Origin of the sequence: Desulfobulbus elongatus DSM 2908 (assembly GCF_000621145.1) — a bacterium.
GTDB classification, from domain to species: domain Bacteria; phylum Desulfobacterota; class Desulfobulbia; order Desulfobulbales; family Desulfobulbaceae; genus Desulfobulbus; species Desulfobulbus elongatus.
This window is the reverse complement of sequence record NZ_JHZB01000006.1, coordinates 22,243-40,728: the sequence shown is the minus strand read 5'-3', so window position 1 is coordinate 40,728 and position 18,486 is coordinate 22,243. Positions and strand designations below refer to the sequence as shown.

Genomic DNA, 18,486 nt, shown 5'->3' with positions numbered 1-18,486 from the left:
TGCCGGGCAGGCCCGGCCATTCATTCACCATCACTCACGCCATGGATGATCGTATGGACAACGCCCTCGCCCTGCCCCTCTGCAAAACCAAACTGGTCTGCACCATCGGCCCGGCCTCGGATGCCCCGGCCATGCTGGAGCAGATGCTGGCAGCCGGGATGACCGTCGCCCGGCTCAACTTCTCCCATGGCGATTTCCGGGTGCACGGCGACACCATCCGCCGTATCCGCGAGGCCGCCGCCGCGGTGGGCCGGCCGGTGGCCATCATGGCCGATCTGCCGGGCCCCAAAATCCGCATCGGCACCCTGGCCGAGGAACCGGTCGAGCTGACCATCGGCAGCCGCTTCACCCTGACCACCGAGGAGGTCAGCGGCACCGGCGAACGGGTCTCGGTGACGCTGAAGGAACTGCCGCGGGCCGTGTCGCCCGGCGACATCCTCTTCATCAACGACGGCCTGATCCAGGTGCAGGTGGAGTCCATCGAAGGCAGCGAGGTCCATTGCCGGGTGCTGGTCGGCGGCAAGCTGCGCTCGCGGAAGGGGCTCAACCTGCCGGGCATCGATCTGGGCATTTCCGCCTTCACCGAGCACGACCGCGCCTGCATGCAGTTCGCCCTGGAGCACGGCGTGGACGCCATCAGCCAGTCCTTTGTCAACAGCGCCGCCGACATCCAGGCGGTGCGACGGGCCGCGACGGAGATGGGCTTTGCGCCGTTCATCATCGCCAAGATCGAGCGGGCCTCCATCCTGACCAGAATCGACGAGATCATGGAGGCCACCGACGGGGTGATGGTGGCGCGTGGCGACCTCGGGGTGGAAATCCCCATCGAGGAGATCGCCATCATGCAGAAGATGATCACCGCCAAGGCCAATCTCTTCGGCAAGCCGGTGATCACCGCCACCCAGATGCTCGAATCGATGACCAACAACCGGCGGCCGACCCGGGCCGAGGCGACCGACGTGGCCAACGCCATCCTCGACGGCACCGATTGCGTGATGCTCTCCGAGGAATCGGCCATGGGCCACTACCCGCTGGAGTCGGTCCGCATGTTGGCCCAGATCGCCATGGCCACCGAACCCCACCGCATGCGTCACAGCTACCGCAAAACCCCGGAACACCCGATTTTCACCGAGATCCGCGAGGTGGACTACATCGCCGCCAGCGTCAACAGCATCGTCAGCCAGACGGACACCGTGGCCGCCATCCTCGCGCCCACCGACAGCGGCCTCACCGCCCGGCGGCTGTCGCGCTACCGCCTGCCCACCTGGATCATGGCGGTCAGCTCCAACAAAAAGACCTGCCGGGAGCTGCTCTTCTCCTACGGCGTCTTTCCCATCTACGAACCCAACCACCCGGCGGACTGGACCGACTACGCCCGCGATTACGCCCTGAAGTACCGGCTGCTCGGCAGCTGCATCATCCAGACCGAGGGCCCCTCCCCGGAAAACCCGGACCGCAACCACAAGATGGAGATCATCGACCTGCGGGAGATTCTCTAAGGCGGCCGGGGACGCGGCCTGCCGGGGACGGATCTTCAGGCCGTGCCGCCTCCTTCCGCCAGCAGGCTCGCGGCGGCGCGGTCGGCCAGCCACAGCAGACCGCCGCCGGCCGGCCGGATCAGGTGGACCGGCAGCCGCGGCTGTTCTCCGGTCAGGGCCGCGCGCAGGACGGCGGCCTTGCCTTGGCCGCTCACCAGAAACACCACCAGCCGGGCCTGGTTGAGCAGCGGCGCGGTCAGGGTAACGCGCGCAAACGGCTCCTCCGGCCGTTTGGTGACCGCAGTCCAGCGCTGTTGCTCGGCCAGGGCGGCGGCATCGGGCAGAAGCGAGGCCGTATGGCCGTCGTCCCCCAGGCCGAGGATCGCCAGATCGAATCGGGGCGGCCGGCCGGCGAAGAAGCAGTGCAGTTGGTCGGCATAGAATTCCGCCACCTGTTCCGGGGCGCCGGCGCAGTCGATGGCGTGCACCTGCTCCGGCGGAACCGGCACCCGGTCGAGCAGGGCCAGGCGGGCCATGGTCTCGTTGCGGCGCGCATCGCCCGCCGGCAGGCAGCGTTCGTCGCCCCAGAAGACATGCACCTGATGCCAGGGAATGTTCTGCGCCAGCGGTTCCCCGGCCAGCAGCTCGTAGGCACGGCGCGGGGTAGCGCCGCCGGCCAGGAGCACGCCGCACCGGCCGCGGGCAGCCACCGCGGCTTGCATTGTTTCGGCGCACAGCTCCGCCGCCGCCTGGGCGAGCGCTTCCGCATCGGCATACACCCGCAACTCGCCCCTGCCGGTCATTCCGGAGCCACCGAAGGTTGCAGCCAACTGTGCCGCTGCCGGGCCACCATCAGGTCGGCCGACTCCGGCCCCCAGGTGCCGGCGGCGTATTCGGAAAAACCGGCGGCCGGCACCGAATCCCAGGCCTCCAGGATCGGGGTCACCACCTGCCAGGCGCACTCGATCTGGTCGGACCGCATGAACAGGGTGGCGTCGCCGCGAATCACGTCGAGCAGCAGGGTTTCGTAGGCCTCGGGCGCCGGGGTGCGGAAGGCTTCGTGGTAGCGGAACCGCATCTCCGCCGTGCCGAGCAGCATGCGCGTGCCCGGCTGCTTGACCTGGATGCGGGTGCCGATCCCCTCTTCCGGCTGGATGCGGATGACGATCCGGTTCGGCTGCCAACTCTCCACCGCGGCCGAGGGGAAAAACTGGTGCGGCGGCTCGTGGAAGAGCACGTTGATCTCCGACACCTTGGCCGGCAACCGCTTGCCGGTACGCAGATAAAAGGGCACGCCCTGCCAGCGCCAGTTGTCGATGTGGAAGGTGAAGGCGGCAAAGGTCTCGGTGGTCGAATCCGGGGCGACCTTGGCCTCCTCGCGGTAGCCCCGCACATCCCGGCCGAGCACGGTGCCCCGCCGGTACTGGCCCCGGACCGCCACCCGGTGGATGGCGTCCGGATGGAACGGCCGGATGGCCCGGAGCACGTCCACCTTCTTGTTGCGGATGTCGTCGGCATCGAAGGAAATCGGCGGCTCCATGGCCACCAGGCAGAGCAGCTGGAGGAGATGGTTCTGGACCATGTCGCGCAGGGCGCCGGCCCGGTCGTAATAGTCGCCGCGCTCCTCCACGCCCACGGTCTCGGCCACGGTGATCTGCACCTGATCGATGTAGCGCCGGTTCCAGATGGGCTCGAACAGCGAGTTGGCGAAGCGGAAGGCCAGGATGTTCTGCACCGTTTCCTTGCCCAGGTAGTGGTCGATCCGGTAAATCTGCGATTCGACGAACAGTTCGCCGAGGAAGCGGTTCAGGGCCCGGGCCGACTCCAGGTCGCGGCCGAAGGGCTTTTCCACCACCAGCCGGTCGTGGGCGCAGTCGCGGCAGACCCCCAGCCGCTGGAGCATGGCCGCGGACGGCTCCATCATCTGCGGCGGCACGGCCAGATAGTGGATGCGGTTGGCGCGCACGCCCCAGTCTTTTTCGATGGCGGCCAGGCGGCTGCTGAGCGCCAGGCCGGAGGCCGGGCTGAGCACATCCTCGGACAGATAGGACACCCCTTCGGCAAATGTCCGCCAGACCGCCTCGTCGGCGATGCCGCGCCGGGAAAAGCTGGCCACGCCCTCGCGCAGGCTCTGGCGGAAGGCGTCGTCCTCCAGCGGCCGGCGGGCCACGCCGATAATGGCGAACCGGTCGGGCAGCTGTCGGTCCAGATGGAGGTTGTAGAGGGCGGGGATCAGTTTGCGCCGGGTCAGGTCGCCGGCCGCGCCGACGATGACCAGGATGGTCGGAGGCAGGGATGCGGTGTGCGCCATGATCAGCCCTCCGCCGGCCGTTCGCCGTGGCCGCCAAACTGCGCCCGCAGGGCCGAGAGCAGTTGGGCGGCGAAATCGCCGTGACCGCGCGAGCCGAAGCGCTGGAACAGGGCGGCGCTCAGCACCGGCGCGGGCACGCCGGCCTCGACGGCGGCATTGATGGTCCAGCGGCCTTCACCAGAATCGGATACCCGGCCGGCGAACCCGGCCAGGGTCGGCTGCTCGGCCAGGGCCCTGGCGCTCAGGTCGAGCAGCCAGGAGGGAATCACCGAGCCGCGCCGCCACAGTTCGGCGATGTCGGCCAGGTTGAAGTCGTAGCGGAAATGCTCGGGATGCGCAAGCGGCGCGGTCTCAGCGTCGCTGGCCTGCCCGCCGCTGCCGATGTTGGCGTGGCGGAGGATGTTGAACCCTTCGGCGTAGGCGGCCATCAGGCCGTATTCGATGCCGTTGTGGATCATCTTGACGAAATGGCCGGCCCCGCTCGGGCCGCAGTGGAAATAGCCCTGCTCGGCGGTCGAGCCCGCCGGCCGGCCGGGTGTGGGCGCCACCTGGCCGACGCCGGGCGCCAGGTCGCGGAAAACGGGATCGAGCCGCCGCACGGCCTCGTCCTCGCCGCCGATCATCAGGCAGTAGCCCCGATCAAGCCCCCAGACGCCGCCGCTGGTGCCGACGTCGAGATAGCGGATGCCACGAGCGCGCAGGACCTCGCTGCGGCGGAGATCGTCCTGGTAGTGCGAGTTGCCGCCGTCCACCAAGATGTCGCCCGGCGCCAGCAGCGGCGCCAGTTCGGCAATCACCCCGTCGACCGCGGCGGCGGGCACCATCAGCCAGACCACGCGCGGCGCGGCCAGGCGGGCGACCAGCTCGCCGTAGGCGGCCACCGCCACGGCGCCCTCCGCCACCAGTGTGTCCGCCGCCCCGGCCCGGCGGGCGTAGACCACGCACGCATGCCCCCGGCGCAGCAGCCGCCGCACCATGTCGCCCCCCATCCTGCCGATCCCGATCATTCCCAGCTGCATGCTTGCCTCCCGAACATGTTCTTGTTTGCGACAGATCCCGCTATTTCCGACTGTCCTTGATGTACATCACCGAATTGTTCTTGCGCATCTCGACCTGGAACAGATCGGTCATCCGGACGAGATCGCTCAGTTTTTTATAGCCGTAGTTGACGGGCGAAAAGGACGTGGTGTTCGAGATGTACTGGCCGACCCGGCCCAGGTGCGACCAGCCGTCCTCTTCGGCGGTCTGCTCGGCGGCATTGCGGAGCAGCTTGACCAGCCAGGTGTCGCCGCGCAGCTCGCCCCGCGATTTCTTCAGATCGCGGGGCGCATCCACCGGCACCTCGCCGCTTTCGGTTTCGGCCGCGGCCAGCAGATGTTCCGTGTAGATGAACTGGGAGCAGGCATTGACAAAGGGCAGCGGCGTCTTCTGCTCGCCGAAGCCGTACACCGTGAGGCCGTTGGTCAGGATGCGCATGACCAGCGGGGTGAAATCGCTGTCGCTGGTCATGAGGGCGAAGGCGTCCAGTTGCTGGGTGTACAGCAGGTCCATGGCGTCGATGATCATGGCGGCGTCGGTGGCGTTCTTGCCCTGGGTGTAGGCGAACTGCTGGATGGGCTGGATGGCGTAGGGGTGCAGCTGCTCCTCCCATCCCTTGAGATGGGGCGTTTTCCAGTTGCCGTAGGCCCGCCTGATGTTGGTGACCCCGTACTTGGCCAGTTCGTTGAGCACGCCGTCCACCGCCTGATGGCTGGCATTGTCGCAATCGATCAGCAGGGCGATCTTGCGGTCTCTTTCCATGCATCCCTCCTCTCGTGAACGGGCTGCGATGACCGGCCGCCCTCAGCCGAGGGCGACATCGAGGATCATCATGGTGGCGAATCCGGCCAAAGTGGCCATGGTCACGAAGTCGATGTTGGCCTGTTTGCGCTGGGATTCGGGAATCAGTTCCTCGACCACCACGAAAATCATGGCCCCGGCGGCGAAACAGAGGGCATAGGGCAGGATGTGCTGCATCTTGAGGACAAAACAGGCGCCGAGCACGCCGGCGATCGGCTCGACCACGCCGGAGGCCTGGCCCAGGAAAAAGCTCTTCCGCCGGCTCAGGCCCTCGCGCCGCAGCGGCATGGCCACCGCCGTCCCCTCGGGAAAATTCTGCAGGCCGATACCGATGGCTAGGGCGATGGCCCCGCCGAGGGAGGCCGAGGGCAGGTCCGCGGCCACCGCGCCGAAGGCCACGCCCACCGCCAGCCCCTCGGGGATGTTGTGCAGGGTGATGGCCAGCACCAGCAGGGTGGAGCGCTGCCAGGAGGTCTTGATGCCCTCGCTGTCCGCCAGGGCCAGGCCCGGATGGAGGTGGGGCAGGAACCTGTCGGTGAGCCGCATGAAGACACCGCCGCCCATGAAGCCGATGGTGGCGGTCAGCCAGGGGATGTGGCCCAGGTGCCCGGCCATCTCGATCCCCGGCGCCAGGAGCGACCAGAAGCTGGCCGCGATCATCACCCCGGCGGCGAAACCGAGCATGCCGTCCAGCAGCTTGGGGTTGATCTCCCGCTGGAGAAAGACGAGCCCGGCCCCGGCCGCGGTCACGGCCCAGGTGAACAGGGTCGCCAGCAACGCCTGCACAATCGGATTGAACTGTGCGATGAACTCAACCATATCCGCCTCTCATGCCAATGCGTGCCTCGGTTCCGCCCCGGTGCGTTCCGGTCGGAGCGGGTCGAGACGGGTCGGGGACTCAGTCGCCCTTTTTGGGTTTGTCCAGATAATCGATCCCCGTCTCGTGCAGCTCCTTCAGCTTGTCCTCAATGCGGTCGCACAGCGTCTTCAGGATCTTGATGCGGGCGAAATACTTGTCGTTGGCCTCAACCAGCGTCCACGGGGCCATCAGGGTGCTGGTCCGGTCCACCATGTCGCAGACCGCCTGTTCGTACAGCTCCCATTTTTCCCGGTTGCGCCAGTCCTCCTCGGTGATCTTGAAATTCTTGAAGCCGGTCTTCTCCCGGTCCTTGAACCGGCGCAACTGTTCGTCCTTGGTGATGGCCAGCCAGAATTTGACCACCATCAGGCGGTGGCGGACCATCTGCGCCTCGAAGTCGTTGATTTCGCCGTAGGCCCGCATCCAGTCGGCCTCCGAGCAGAAGCCCTCGACCCGCTCCACCAGCACCCGGCCGTACCAGGAGCGGTCGAAGACGGTCACCCGGCCCTTGCGCGGCAGATGCCGCCAGAACCGCCACAGATAGGGCTGGACTCGTTCCTCCTCGGTGGGGGCCGCGATGGGAATCACCTGGTAATAGCGGGCGTCCAGAGCCCCGGTGATGCGGCGGATGCTGCCGCCCTTGCCGGCGGCGTCGTTGCCCTCGAAGACCACGATCACCGACATGTAGCGGAACTTGGGATCGCGGGTCAGCTCGTTGAGCCGGCCCTGCAGTTTCTCCAGCTTGACCTTGTAGCTCTTTTTTTCGACCGCCTGGGTCATGTCCAGGGTCTTGAGCAGGTGCAGGTTGTCGATGGGCGGCAACAGGGGCGGCGCCAGGATGCGGGGCTGCGGCGAGGCCTCCAGTTGCAGCCGGCCCTGGATGGCCTTGAGGATCACCTTGCCCACGGTCAGGTTGCGGTACTGCGCATCCTCGCCCTCGATGACCAGCCAGGGGGCCTCGGCCGTGCTGGTGTGCCGGATGACCTTTTCGTGCACGGCCCGGAACTTGTCGTACTGTTTGTAATGCTTCCAGTCGCGCTTGGTCACCTTCCAGCGGGTCAGGGGATTCTTCTCCAGCTCCTTGAACCGCTTTTCCTGCTTCTCCTTGGACAGATGCAGCCAGAGCTTGATCACCAGCGCGCCCTCATCCACCAGCATTTTTTCCAGCCGGGCGGCCCGTTCCAGGCTCTGGTCGAGATCGGCGTCCTCGGTGCGGCCATTGACCCGGTTCAGGATCGGCCAGGTGTACCAGGAGCCGAGGAAAACGCCGATCTTGCCCTTGGGCGGCAGGGATCGCCAGAAGCGCCACATCATCGGCCGGTCGAGTTCCTCGTCCGAGGGTTCGCCCATGCCGTGGGTCTGGATGTGGCGCGGGTCCATCCACTCGTTGAGCAGGTTGACGGTGGCGCCGCGGCCGGAGCCGTCCAGGCCGCCCACCAGGATGATCACCTGGAAGGCCGCCGATTTCGCCAGCTCGAACTGGGCGTCGAGGAGCGCCTCCCGCAGGGCCGGCACCTCCTTTTCGTAGACCGATTTCTTGATTTTGTGCCCCAACTCCGCTGATTCAAACATCTGCCCGCTCCTCCTTGACCATGCGCCGCCGGTCGCGGCGGCACGCTTAGCGCACGAATTCACCTTTGTTCGATTCTGGCATCAATCGGCAACATTTGCAAACCGCCGGCAAAATATCCGTCGATGATCCGCCGGTCCGCCTCGAAGGCATAGTCGATGCCCGCATGCGCGTGCCGGTCGATCCACTTGAGGGCCGTCAGGTCGTCGCCGGGCTCGGGGCTGCCCGCCACCATCTCCCCGAGCAGCACGATCACCAGGGTGTGGTGGCAATCGTCGAGATGGTTGGACACCACATTGACGATGCCGTCGATCCGCACCTCCAGCCCGGTCTCCTCCCGGACCTCGCGGCGGGCGGTGTCGATGAACGATTCCTCGTACTCGATGTAGCCGCCGGGCAGGCACCACCTGTTGCCGTAGCGGGCTGTTGCCCGGCGCCTGCCGATGAGGATCTCGCCTGCGGCCGACCGGACGAGCATGGTGATGCCGGGGGCGGGATTGAGATGATGGACAGCGGCGCACCGCTCGCAGCGCTGCCGCTCGAACCGGGCCAGCACCCGTTCGGCGAAGCGGGCGCCGCACTGCGGGCAATGCCGCAGCCGCCGGTTGTTGCCGGCCAGCGGTCCGGAATGGCTGAACACCTGATACAGATGCACCCTGCACCTCTCGTCCATGCTCCCCGCCCGGTGCGGCGGTTGTCTTCCCCTGCCGGTCACCTTTGTGTGTTGCGCCGATTTTTGCAACGACAATTTGCAGACCACCCCATCCCCGTCTTCCGCGAGGCGGTCCCATGCGCCCGGACCGCAGACCAAGGGCACCGCCAAGAAATACGTTGTCGGGACCGGTTTTGATGGGATAGTCTGGCGGACACGGAACGATGGCGCGTGCCGGCGGCCTGGCACTCTTTTCCCGGAAACCATGGAATGAGACGAACACTGCACCTTCGGATGTTCATGCCCCTGCTGGCCCTGGCCCTGTTCGGCGGGGCGCTGTGGCTTCTGCACCGGACCCTGAGCGAGTTCCACTACCACGACATCCTCCGCCAGCTGCATGCGCTCCATTCCGGCCAGATCGCCGCGGCCCTGGGCCTGACCGTCCTGAGCTATACGGTCATGACCGGCTACGACTGGTTGGCGATCCGGTATGTGCAGCACCCGCTGGCAACCCACAAGGTGGCCCTGACCTCCTTCATCAGCTACGCCTTCAGCAACAATATCGGCCTGTCGCTCCTGGCCGCCGGCTCGATCCGCTACCGGCTCTATTCCGCCTGGGGACTGTCGACCGAGGAGATCGCCAGGGTGCTCTCCTTCACGGTTGCCACCTTCTGGCTGGGCGTCTGCGCGGCGGGCGGCATGACCTTTGTCATGGAACCGCTCAGGCTTCCGGGCACGCTGCACCTGCCCTTCCTGTCCGTCCGCCTGCTGGGCCTGGTCCTGCTCGTCCTGGTCGGGGCCTATCTGGCGACCGTGCACCTGCGTTCCCGCCCGTTCGCGGTGGGCGGCTGGCAGTGGTCCCTGCCCCGGCCCGGACTGGCCTGGGCCCAGATGCTGATCGGCGCCGCCGACTGGGTGCTGGCCGGCAGCGTGCTGTATGTGCTGCTGCCCGCATCCGTCCACCTGTCGCTCCCGCATCTGTTGGGGATCTTCCTCCTGGCCCAGGTGGTGGCCCTGATCAGCCATGTCCCCGGTGGGCTCGGCGTGTTCGAATCGCTGATCCTGCTCAGTCTGCCGCATGCGCCCCTGGATGCCCTGGCCGGCAGCCTCATGGTGTACCGGGCCGTGTACTATCTGCTGCCGCTGGCCTGCGCCAGCCTGCTGCTGGGCGGCATCGAATTTTTCCGGCAGCGGGCCCTGGCCGGGCGGATCGTCAAGGGCTTCGCCCGGCTGGGCACCAGCCTGGTGCCGCAACTCATGGCGGCCTCCACCCTGGCCGGCGGGGCGGTGCTGCTGGTTTCCGGCGCAACCCCCGGACATCCGGGACGGCTGCATTGGCTGCACAACATGCTGCCCCTGCCGGTGGTGGAATTCTCGCACTTTCTCGGCAGCCTCACCGGGGCCGGCCTGCTGCTGGTGGCCTGGGGGCTGCTGCGCCGTCTTGATGCGGCCTATCTCCTGGCCGTCATCCTGCTGGCCGGCGGTTCGCTCTTTTCCCTGCTCAAGGGGGCGGACTACGAAGAGGCTATCGTGCTGGGCCTGATGCTCCTGGCCCTGCTGCCCTGCCGCCAGGCCTTCTATCGCCGTTCGTCCCTGCTCAACGAACCGCTGGGCAGAAGATGGACCCTGCTGATTCTGCTGGTCATGGGGTGTTCGATCTGGCTCGGCTTCTTCTCCTACAAGCATGTGGAGTATTCCCACGATCTCTGGTGGCGTTTCGCCATCAGCGGCGATGCGCCGCGCTTTCTCCGGGCCATGGTCGGTGCCTTGAGCCTGTTGCTCCTGTACGCCGCCGCCCACCTGCTGCGGCCGGCCCGCCTCGTGACCCCGTTGGCCCAGGCCGCCGGATTGGACCGGGCCAGGGTCGTTATCGCGGCCAGCCCGCAGACGCGAGCCAACCTGGCCCTGCTCGGCGACAAATCCCTTCTATTCAACGAGAGCACGACCGCGTTCATCATGTATGCCGTCGAGGGGAGGAGCTGGATCGCCCTCGGCGATCCCATCGGTCCTCCGGCCGAGCATCAGGAACTGGTCTGGCGGTTCCGCGAACTCAGCGAGCGGGCCGAAGGCTGGCCGGTCTTCTACGAGGTCGGCCACGACACCCTCTATCTCTACCTCGACCTCGGCCTGACCCTGCTCAAGCTCGGCGAGGAGGCCAGGGTGCCGCTGGCCCGGTTTTCCCTGGAGGGCAAGGCGCGAAGCGGCCTGCGCTACTCGCATCGCCGGGCGGAAAAGGAAGGATGTACCTTCGAACTGGTCGATACCCCGGCCGTTGCCGCCCTGCTGCCGGAATTGCGGCGGATTTCCGATACCTGGCTGGCCGGCAAGAAAACCAAGGAAAAAGGATTCTCCCTGGGTTTTTTCCAGCCGGAATATCTACGGGCCGCTCCCGTGGCCCTGGTGCGGCACGACGGGCACATCGTCGCCTTTGCCAATCTATGGCTGGGAGCGGAGCGGGAAGAGATGTCCATCGACCTGATGCGCTTTCTCCCCGAGGCGCCGCCCGGCACCATGGACTATCTGTTCATCAGCCTGATCCTCTGGGGCCGGCAGCAGGGCTATGCCTGGTTCAACCTCGGCATGGCGCCCCTGGCCGGTCTGGCCAACCGCCCGCATGCCCCCCTGTGGCACCGGGCCGGTTCACTGCTCTATCAGCACGGGGAACATTTCTATAACTTCAAGGGGTTACGGGCGTACAAGGAAAAATTCGATCCCATATGGGAACCGCGCTACCTGGCCTCGCCGGGCGGCCTGGCCCTGCCCCGGATCATGACCAATCTGGCCACCCTGATCTCCGGCGGGGCCAAGGGGATGGTGGGCAAGTAAACCGGGACGGGGCGGCAGCGGTTCCCCGGCAGGAGGAGGAGGGAGATGCGGACCATGAACGGAGGCGGCGGAAAGCGGTCACGCCGCCATGGCGGCACGGGCCGATGGGGCCGGTTGGCGCACCGGTTTCTGGCGGCGGCCTGCGCCTGGGGCGCGCTGGCAGCGCCGGCTGGGGTTCATGCCGGGCCGGCACCCGAACAGGAGGCCATCGCCGCCCTGCCCCTCATTGAGCTGCCCGCCGCCTCCCAGAGCGATATCCTGGCCATCATCCTCTCGGGCGACGGCGGATGGGCCGATCTGGACAAAACCTTCGGCGAGGCCTTTCAGCAGCGGGGCATCGCCACCGTCGGCTTCGACTGCCTCAAATATTTCTGGAAGGAACGCAACCCCGCCGAGATGTCGCAGGCGCTGGACACGGTCATCCGGCACTATCTGCACACCTGGCAGAAAAAACGGGTCCTCCTGGTCGGTTTCTCGTTCGGGGCCTGCTGGCTGCCCTTTCTCGCCAACCGCCTGCCCGGCGACCTCCTGGCCCAGGTCCAGCTCTGCGTCCTGCTCGGACCGGGGGCCTTCGTCAATGTCGAGATCCATGTCATGGACTGGATGAAAGACGAGCGGCGGGACGGGGCCCTGGAGGTGCTCCCCGAGGCGGCGCGCCTCACCGGGCCGGTGCTGTGCGTGTACGGCACGGAAGAGGACGGCGCCATCTGCCCGGCCCTGAAAGGGAGCAATGTCACGATCCTGCCCATGCCGGGCGACCATCATTACAACTACCGCTACGACCCGGTCATCGAGGCCATCTTCAGGGAGATGGATGCTGTGCGGAAACGGGCGCCGCTTGCCCGGTAACCGCTCCGGCCGCCGCCTTACTGTCGGTGTCTGCTCTGGCGCCGGGTGCGGGAGTCGCCGAGGCTGCGGCGCCCGTCGGGCAGGCGGCTGACGTGCGCCATCACCGCCGGCGGCAGCACCCTGCCCCTGATCCCCAGGATGTCGGCGGCGAGGGCGTTGGCCACATCGGCCTTGTCCCTGCCCTGTTCTTCAGTGAGATAGGCGAACAGCAGTTCGGCAAGCCGCGGCAGGCCGATCTGCCAGGTGGCGCGGGTCTGTCCGTACAGCCAGCGGCTGAAGGCGCGGAAGCCGCGGAAGACGTCGCCATCCGGCCAGAGCAGCGGCGCGGTGCGGGTGCAGTTGCCGCTGTTGTACACCAGGTCCCAGAACCGGGCCAGCCGCTTCATCTCCTGCATCTCGCCGAAGGAGATCAGATCGTTGCACAGGATTTCGTAGGGCGGATCGGCGGAATAGACCATGCCGTGCGCCCGGTCGTGCCGGCCGATGGCGGTACCGGAGAGTTTCTTGAGGATGCCGATCTGGATCTCGCCGGAGGTGAGCGCCACCAGGGCGTTGAGGTGCGCACCGAACCGGTCGAGGGATTCGCCGGGCAGGCCGACGATCAGGTCGACGTGGAGGTGGGCGCCGGTCTGTTCTTCCAGGAAGGCCAGGTTGGCGCGGATGCGGTCCATGTCGAGTCGCCGGCTGATGGCGGCCGCGGTCTGCGCGTCCAGGGTCTGGATGCCGACCTCCAGTTGCAGGGTGCCCGGCAGGAAGCGGGCGAGCCGATCCTTGAGACTGTCCGGGAAATGGTCGGGGATGACCTCGAAATGGGCGTGAAAAGGCGGCGTTCTGGCGAGGAAGAAATCGAGGATGCGGGCCGCGGCGGCCGGATTGGCGTTGAAGGTGCGGTCCACGAACTTGAAGGTCCGCGCCCCGCGCTGCCACAACGCCTCCAGTTCGGCCACAAAGCCGTCGAGCGGAAAAGGCCGCACCCGCCGGTCGATGGACGAGAGGCAGAACTCGCAGGCAAAGGGACAGCCGCGGGAGACCTCGACATAGACCAGGCGATGGGCCAGATCCTCGTCGGTGTAGAACCGGTAGGGCGGGACCAGGGTATCGACCTCCACCGGCGCGGCGGGAATGATCCGCTCCGTGGGCGGATTGCCGGCGAGCAGGGCCCGGCAGAGTTCGCGGAAGCTGTGCTCCCCTTCCCCCCGGATCAGGTAATCGGCCTCGCTCAGGTCCACCCGCAGGGGCAGGTGGCTGACCTCCGGCCCGCCGAGCACGACGGTCGTTTTCGGGGCCACCCGCTTGAGCACGCCCACCAGGCGCCGCACCTCGGCCGCGTTCCAGATGTAGACACCGATACCGACGATGGCCGGCCCGCCGGCCAGGATGGCCTCGGCGATGTCGCCCGGCCGGTCGGTGAGGCAGTATTCCCGCACGACGGCCTGGGGCTGCAAGTCGGCCAGGTTGGCGTACAGCCAGCGCAGTCCCAGGCTGGCATGGATGTAGCGGGCGTTGATGGTGGCGAGAACGATGGCGGGCATAGAACAACCGCTGGCATGCCGCGGTTCGTTACCGGCCGTCACGCCCACTGCCAGATTGTCGATTGCCGCTCCTCATCCCGCGAGCCGCTGCCTGAGCACCTTGTGCAGGATGCCGCCCTGGCGGTAGTAGTCGATTTCCATGGCATTGTCGAGCCGCAGCCGGACCGGGACGATGTCGCTGCGGCCGTCGGCGCGGTCGATGCGCAGCGACAGCTGCTGGCCCGGCACCAGCTCGCCGCCGATGCCGGTCAGGCTGACGGTTTCACTGCCGTCCAATCCCAGGCTGGCGGCATCCGTGCCCTCCGCAAACTGGAGCGGCAGCACACCCATGCCCACCAGGTTGGAGCGGTGGATGCGCTCAAACGACACGGCCACCACCGCCCTGACGCCGAGGAGCAAGGTGCCCTTGGCGGCCCAGTCGCGCGAGGAGCCGGTGCCGTAATCCCTGCCGGCAAAGACCACCAGCGGCGTGCCCTTCTCTCGATAGCGCATGGCGGCCTCGTAGATCGGCATCTCCTCGCCCTCGGGCCAGTGCCTGGTCCAGCCGCCTTCCCGCTCCACCATCTGGTTGCGGATGCGGATGTTGGCGAAAGTGCCACGCATCATCACCTCGTGGTTGCCGCGCCGCGAGCCGTAGCTGTTGAAATCCTCCGGCCGGATGCCCAGGCCCTGGAGGTAGAGGCCCGCCGGGGTTTGCGGACCGATCGCGCCGGCCGGGCTGATGTGGTCGGTGGTGATCGAATCGCCGAACAGGGCCAGGATGCGGGCCCCATTGATATCGGCGACGGGCCGGGGGTCCGGGCTCAGTTCCTGGAAGAACGGCGGTTCGCGGATGTAGGAGGAATCCGCATCCCACTGATAGAGGTCGCCGCTGCCGCCGTGCAGCTCGTTCCACTGGGCATCGCCGGCAAAGACCGAGCCGTAGCTGACCGTGAACAGGTCCGGTTTCAGGCTCTGGCGCACCGCCGCCCGGATTTCCTCGGCATCGGGCCAAATCTCGCGGAGATAGACCGGCCGCCCCTCGGCGTCGACCCCCAGCGGTTCGCGGTCCAGGTCGATCAGCACCGTGCCGGCCAGGGCGTAGGCCACCACCAGCGGCGGCGAGGCGAGGTAGTTGGCCCGGACCTGGGGATGGATGCGGGCCTCGAAGTTGCGGTTGCCGCTGAGCACCGCGGCCACCACCAGGTTGCGCTCCCTGACCTCGGCGCTGACCGGTTCGTCCAGCGGCCCGGAGTTGCCGATGCAGGTGGTGCAGCCGTAGCCGACCACATTGAACCCCAGGGCCTCGAGGTCGGCCAACAGCCCGCTCTGTTCCAGATAGCGGGTGACCACCCGTGAACCGGGGGCCAGGCTGGTCTTGACCCAGGGCTTGCTGGTCAGGCCGCGCGCCCTCGCCTTGCGGGCCAGGAGGCCGGCGCCGATCATCACGTCCGGGTTGGAGGTGTTGGTGCAGCTGGTGATGGCGGCGATCACCACCGAGCCGTTGGTCGGGCCGGCGGCTGCCGGCGGCGTCGAGGCGGCGAGTTGCGGGGCGAACTGCTGTTCGAAATCCGCCCGCACCCCGGCCAGCGGCAGCAGGTCCTGGGGCCGTTTGGGGCCGGCCAGGCTGGGCACCACCGCATCGAGCCCGATGTCGTACACCACCGAATACGAGGGTTCGGCGCTGTCCGGCGCGTAGAAAAATCCCTGCTGCCGGCAGTAGCGCTCCACCAGCTCGACCTGCGCCGGCGTGCGGCCGCTGGCCCGCAGATACCGCAGGGTCTCGTCGTCTACCGGGAAGAAGCCCATGGTGGCGCCGTATTCCGGGGCCATGTTGGCGATGGTCGCCCGGTCGGGCAGGCTCAGATGTTGAAGGCCGGGACCGAAGAACTCGACGAAGCGGCCGACCACGCCCTTGGCGCGGAGGAAACGGGTGATGGTCAGCACCAGGTCGGTGGCGGTGGTGCCGGGCCGCAGAGCGCCGGCAAGGCGTACGCCCACCACCTCGGGAATCTGGAGGGAATAGGGCTGGCCGAGCAGGACCGCCTCGGCCTCGATGCCGCCTACGCCCCAGCCCATGACGCCCAGGCCGTTGATCATGGTGGTGTGGGAATCGGTGCCGAGCACGCTGTCCGGATAGAGCACGGTCTCGCCGTCCTGCTCGCCGCTCGTCACCACCGAGGCCAAGTATTCCAGGTTGACCTGGTGGACGATGCCGGTGCCGGGCGGCACCACCCGGAAATTGCGGAAGGCCTGCTGGCCCCAGTGGAGCATGGTGTAGCGCTCGCGGTTGCGGGTCATTTCCAGGCCGACGTTGACCGCCAGGGCCTCGGAACTGCCGCAGCGGTCCACCTGAACGCTGTGGTCGATGACCAGGTCCACCGGGATGAAGGGGTTCATGCTGGCCGGGTCGCCGCCGTGGCGGGCCAGGGCGGAACGCATCGCCGCCAGGTCGACCAGGGCGGGCACGCCGGTGAAATCCTGGAGAATGACGCGGGCGGGCATGAAGGGAACCGCCGCATCCGGGACCGCGTCGGGCCGCCAGGAGGCCAGAAGGTCGATGTCGGTTTCGGCCGCCAGCCCCTGGGGTGCGTGGCGGAGCAGGTTTTCCAGCAGGATGCGCAGGGAATACGGCAGACGCTCGATCGGACCGTAGCCGAGTTGTTCCAGGGCCTGCACCGAAAAGACGGTGTAGGTCGTGCTGCCGGCCTGCAGGGTTGTCCGGGGGTTGAAGCGGGAGAAATCCTTGGTCGCGGTCATGGCGCATGCCTCCTGGAAAGATAATGGGGAACGCTTTTCCTTACACGATTCGACCGGCTCAGCACAAGCAGGAAGGCGGCCGGCGGCGCCGCGAAAGGCGCGGGGGCTTTTTCGCCGCACCCCGTCGCGGTTTCTTGCTGTTTTGCTTTATTCATCCTATAGTAAGCACCTTCCGGCGAATCTAAAGAGCCCTTCTGTGCGAGAATGCCCCATGACCAAGACGTACGCGGAAATCAACGAGAAAATAGCCTCCGGCAAGGCCGTGGTCCTGACCGCCGAAGAGGTGATCGACTATGTCGACAAGCGGGGCCTGGAGGCCGCGGCCAAGGAGGTGGACGTGGTCACCACCGCCACCTTCGGGCCGATGTGCTCCTCGGGCTGCTTCCTCAACTTCGGCCACAGCAAGCCCAAGATGCGCATCTCCGAGGCCTGGATCAACGACGTGGCAGCCTACTGCGGCATTGCGGCGGTGGACGTCTACCTCGGCGCCACCCAGCTGCGCCACAACGATCCGGCCAACATGTACCACCCCGGCGAGTTCCGCTACGGCGGCGGCCATGTGATCGAGGACCTGGTGGCCGGCAAGAAGCTCCAGCTCTTCGGCCTCTCCTACGGCACCGACGACTATCCCCGCCGCGAGGTCCGCACCCTGTTCGACATCAACGACCTCAACCAGGCGATCATGGTCAACCCGCGCAACTGCTACCAGAACTACAACGTCGCGGTCAACGTCTCGGACAAGCGCATCTACACCTATCTGGGCATTCTCCGGGCCAAGATGCGCAACATGACCTACTGCTCGGCCGGGCAGCTGGCGCCGCTTTTAAACGATCCCCTCTACGAGACCATCGGCGTCGGCACCAGCGTGTGGCTGGCCGGGGCGCGGGGCCACGTCTACGCCGAGGGCACCCAGCACTGCTCGCTGGTCGAACGCGGCGGCAACGACGTGCCGGTGGAGGGCGCCGGCACGCTCGCCCTCACCGGCAACATGAAGGAGATGCTGCCCGAGTTCGTCCGCGGCGCCAGCTTCAAGGGCTACGGCGTGTCGCTGGCGCTCGGCGTGGGCATTCCCATCCCCATCCTCAACCCGCAGATTCTCCGGCGGACCACGGTACGCGACCGCGACATTTCCGCCTGCGTCGTCGACTATTCCGCGGATTATCCGGAGAAGACCGGCAATATCCTCGGCCGGTTCACCTACGAGGAGCTGCGCGCGGGCCAAGTGGAGCTGATGGGCAAGAAGATCCCGGTAACCTCGCTCTCCTCCTACAACAAGGCGCTCAAGATCTGCAACCTGCTCAAGAGCGAGATCCAGGACGGCAGATTTCTGCTCTCCGAGCCCAGTCAGCGCCTGCCGCTCAGCCAGGGCATGAAATCCATGAACATCACGGGGCCGGTCAGATGATCACCAAGAAAATCTATCTCTATTTCCCCAAAAGCGAGACCGAGAAGCCGATCGTCTACCAGCTGGTCAAGGATTACGATCTGATCGTCAACATTTTCCGGGCCAAGGTGACCCCGGAGGAGGAAGGCTATCTGAGCCTGGAGGTGACCGGCACCCAGGAGAACATCAACCGGGCCTTCGCCTTTCTCACCACCTTCGACGTGCTCATCCACGCCGGCAACAAGGGGGTGCACTGGGATGAGGGCCGGTGCGTCCACTGCTGCGCCTGCGTGGTCCACTGCCCGACCGCGGCCCTGGCCATCATCGACCGGCCCACCCGGACAGTGGCCTTCAACGAGGACAGCTGCATCGAGTGCCTGGCCTGCATCGCCGCCTGTCCGTTCGGCGCCTGCTCGTCGGCGTTCTGAGGGGGAACCCGGCGGTTTT

14 protein-coding genes are annotated in these 18,486 nt (G+C 66.9%); 5 read left to right on the top strand and 9 right to left on the bottom strand.

All coding sequences use genetic code 11. From position 1 onward, the window contains the following. The first annotated feature begins 53 nt into the window (after positions 1-53). A complete protein-coding gene (gene pyk, locus Q362_RS0104780; RefSeq protein ID WP_028317756.1) occupies positions 54-1,499 on the top strand; it encodes a pyruvate kinase in 1,446 nt (481 codons plus the stop codon). 35 nt (positions 1,500-1,534) lie between these two features. Here the strand turns inward: pyk and pgl are convergent, their stop codons facing one another. From pgl to Q362_RS24000, 7 genes are all read right to left on the bottom strand, one after another. After that, on the bottom strand, positions 1,535-2,281 hold the full coding sequence (gene pgl, locus Q362_RS0104775; protein ID WP_028317755.1) for a 6-phosphogluconolactonase: 747 nt from the start codon (positions 2,279-2,281) through the stop codon (positions 1,535-1,537). Then, positions 2,278-3,789 carry a glucose-6-phosphate dehydrogenase gene (zwf, locus tag Q362_RS0104770; RefSeq protein ID WP_211248444.1) on the bottom strand — a complete coding sequence of 504 codons (1,512 nt, stop codon included), beginning with the start codon at positions 3,787-3,789 and terminating at the stop codon, positions 2,278-2,280. Before zwf ends, pgl begins: the two co-directional genes overlap by 4 nt. Positions 3,790-3,791: 2 nt before the next feature. Further along, complete coding sequence (gene gnd, locus Q362_RS0104765; protein ID WP_028317753.1) at positions 3,792-4,808, bottom strand: phosphogluconate dehydrogenase (NAD(+)-dependent, decarboxylating); 1,017 nt, start codon at positions 4,806-4,808, stop codon at positions 3,792-3,794. A gap of 40 nt (positions 4,809-4,848) precedes the next feature. Then, the gene (locus tag Q362_RS0104760) at positions 4,849-5,589 is read right to left on the bottom strand and encodes an NYN domain-containing protein (protein WP_028317752.1); all 741 of its coding nucleotides are present in this window, start codon (positions 5,587-5,589) and stop codon (positions 4,849-4,851) included. Positions 5,590-5,631: 42 nt separating this feature from the next. Continuing rightward, a complete protein-coding gene (locus Q362_RS0104755) occupies positions 5,632-6,447 on the bottom strand; it encodes a ZIP family metal transporter (RefSeq protein WP_028317751.1) in 816 nt (271 codons plus the stop codon). A gap of 79 nt (positions 6,448-6,526) precedes the next feature. Beyond that, positions 6,527-8,059 carry a polyphosphate:AMP phosphotransferase gene (pap, locus tag Q362_RS0104750; protein ID WP_028317750.1) on the bottom strand — a complete coding sequence of 511 codons (1,533 nt, stop codon included), beginning with the start codon at positions 8,057-8,059 and terminating at the stop codon, positions 6,527-6,529. Between the two features lie 59 nt (positions 8,060-8,118). Continuing rightward, on the bottom strand, positions 8,119-8,730 hold the full coding sequence (locus Q362_RS24000; RefSeq protein ID WP_051553677.1) for a nucleotide triphosphate diphosphatase NUDT15: 612 nt from the start codon (positions 8,728-8,730) through the stop codon (positions 8,119-8,121). Positions 8,731-8,979: 249 nt separating this feature from the next. On the opposite strand from Q362_RS24000, the gene mprF reads away from it, so the two are divergent. Together mprF and Q362_RS19160 are read left to right on the top strand one after the other, a co-directional pair. Further along, on the top strand, positions 8,980-11,535 hold the full coding sequence (gene mprF, locus Q362_RS0104740) for a bifunctional lysylphosphatidylglycerol flippase/synthetase MprF (protein WP_028317749.1): 2,556 nt from the start codon (positions 8,980-8,982) through the stop codon (positions 11,533-11,535). A 45-nt stretch (positions 11,536-11,580) separates the two neighbouring features. Then, entirely contained in the window at positions 11,581-12,384 is an 804-nt protein-coding gene (locus tag Q362_RS19160) for an AcvB/VirJ family lysyl-phosphatidylglycerol hydrolase (protein ID WP_051553675.1), read from the top strand. Positions 12,385-12,401: 17 nt separating this feature from the next. Here Q362_RS19160 and Q362_RS19155 read toward each other — a convergent pair whose 3' ends face one another. Together Q362_RS19155 and acnA are read right to left on the bottom strand one after the other, a co-directional pair. Next, positions 12,402-13,916, bottom strand: coding sequence for a B12-binding domain-containing radical SAM protein (locus tag Q362_RS19155; protein ID WP_035215647.1), 1,515 nt, complete (start codon positions 13,914-13,916; stop codon positions 12,402-12,404). A gap of 72 nt (positions 13,917-13,988) precedes the next feature. Further along, the gene (gene acnA / locus Q362_RS0104725; RefSeq protein WP_028317748.1) at positions 13,989-16,655 is read right to left on the bottom strand and encodes an aconitate hydratase AcnA; all 2,667 of its coding nucleotides are present in this window, start codon (positions 16,653-16,655) and stop codon (positions 13,989-13,991) included. Between the two features lie 211 nt (positions 16,656-16,866). Between acnA and Q362_RS0104720 the strand changes: the two genes are divergently transcribed. Together Q362_RS0104720 and Q362_RS0104715 are read left to right on the top strand one after the other, a co-directional pair. After that, on the top strand, positions 16,867-18,060 hold the full coding sequence (locus Q362_RS0104720; RefSeq protein WP_028317747.1) for a homocysteine biosynthesis protein: 1,194 nt from the start codon (positions 16,867-16,869) through the stop codon (positions 18,058-18,060). Next, a complete protein-coding gene (locus Q362_RS0104715; protein ID WP_028317746.1) occupies positions 18,057-18,467 on the top strand; it encodes an NIL domain-containing protein in 411 nt (136 codons plus the stop codon). Before Q362_RS0104720 ends, Q362_RS0104715 begins: the two co-directional genes overlap by 4 nt. Positions 18,468-18,486: the final 19 nt, after the last annotated feature.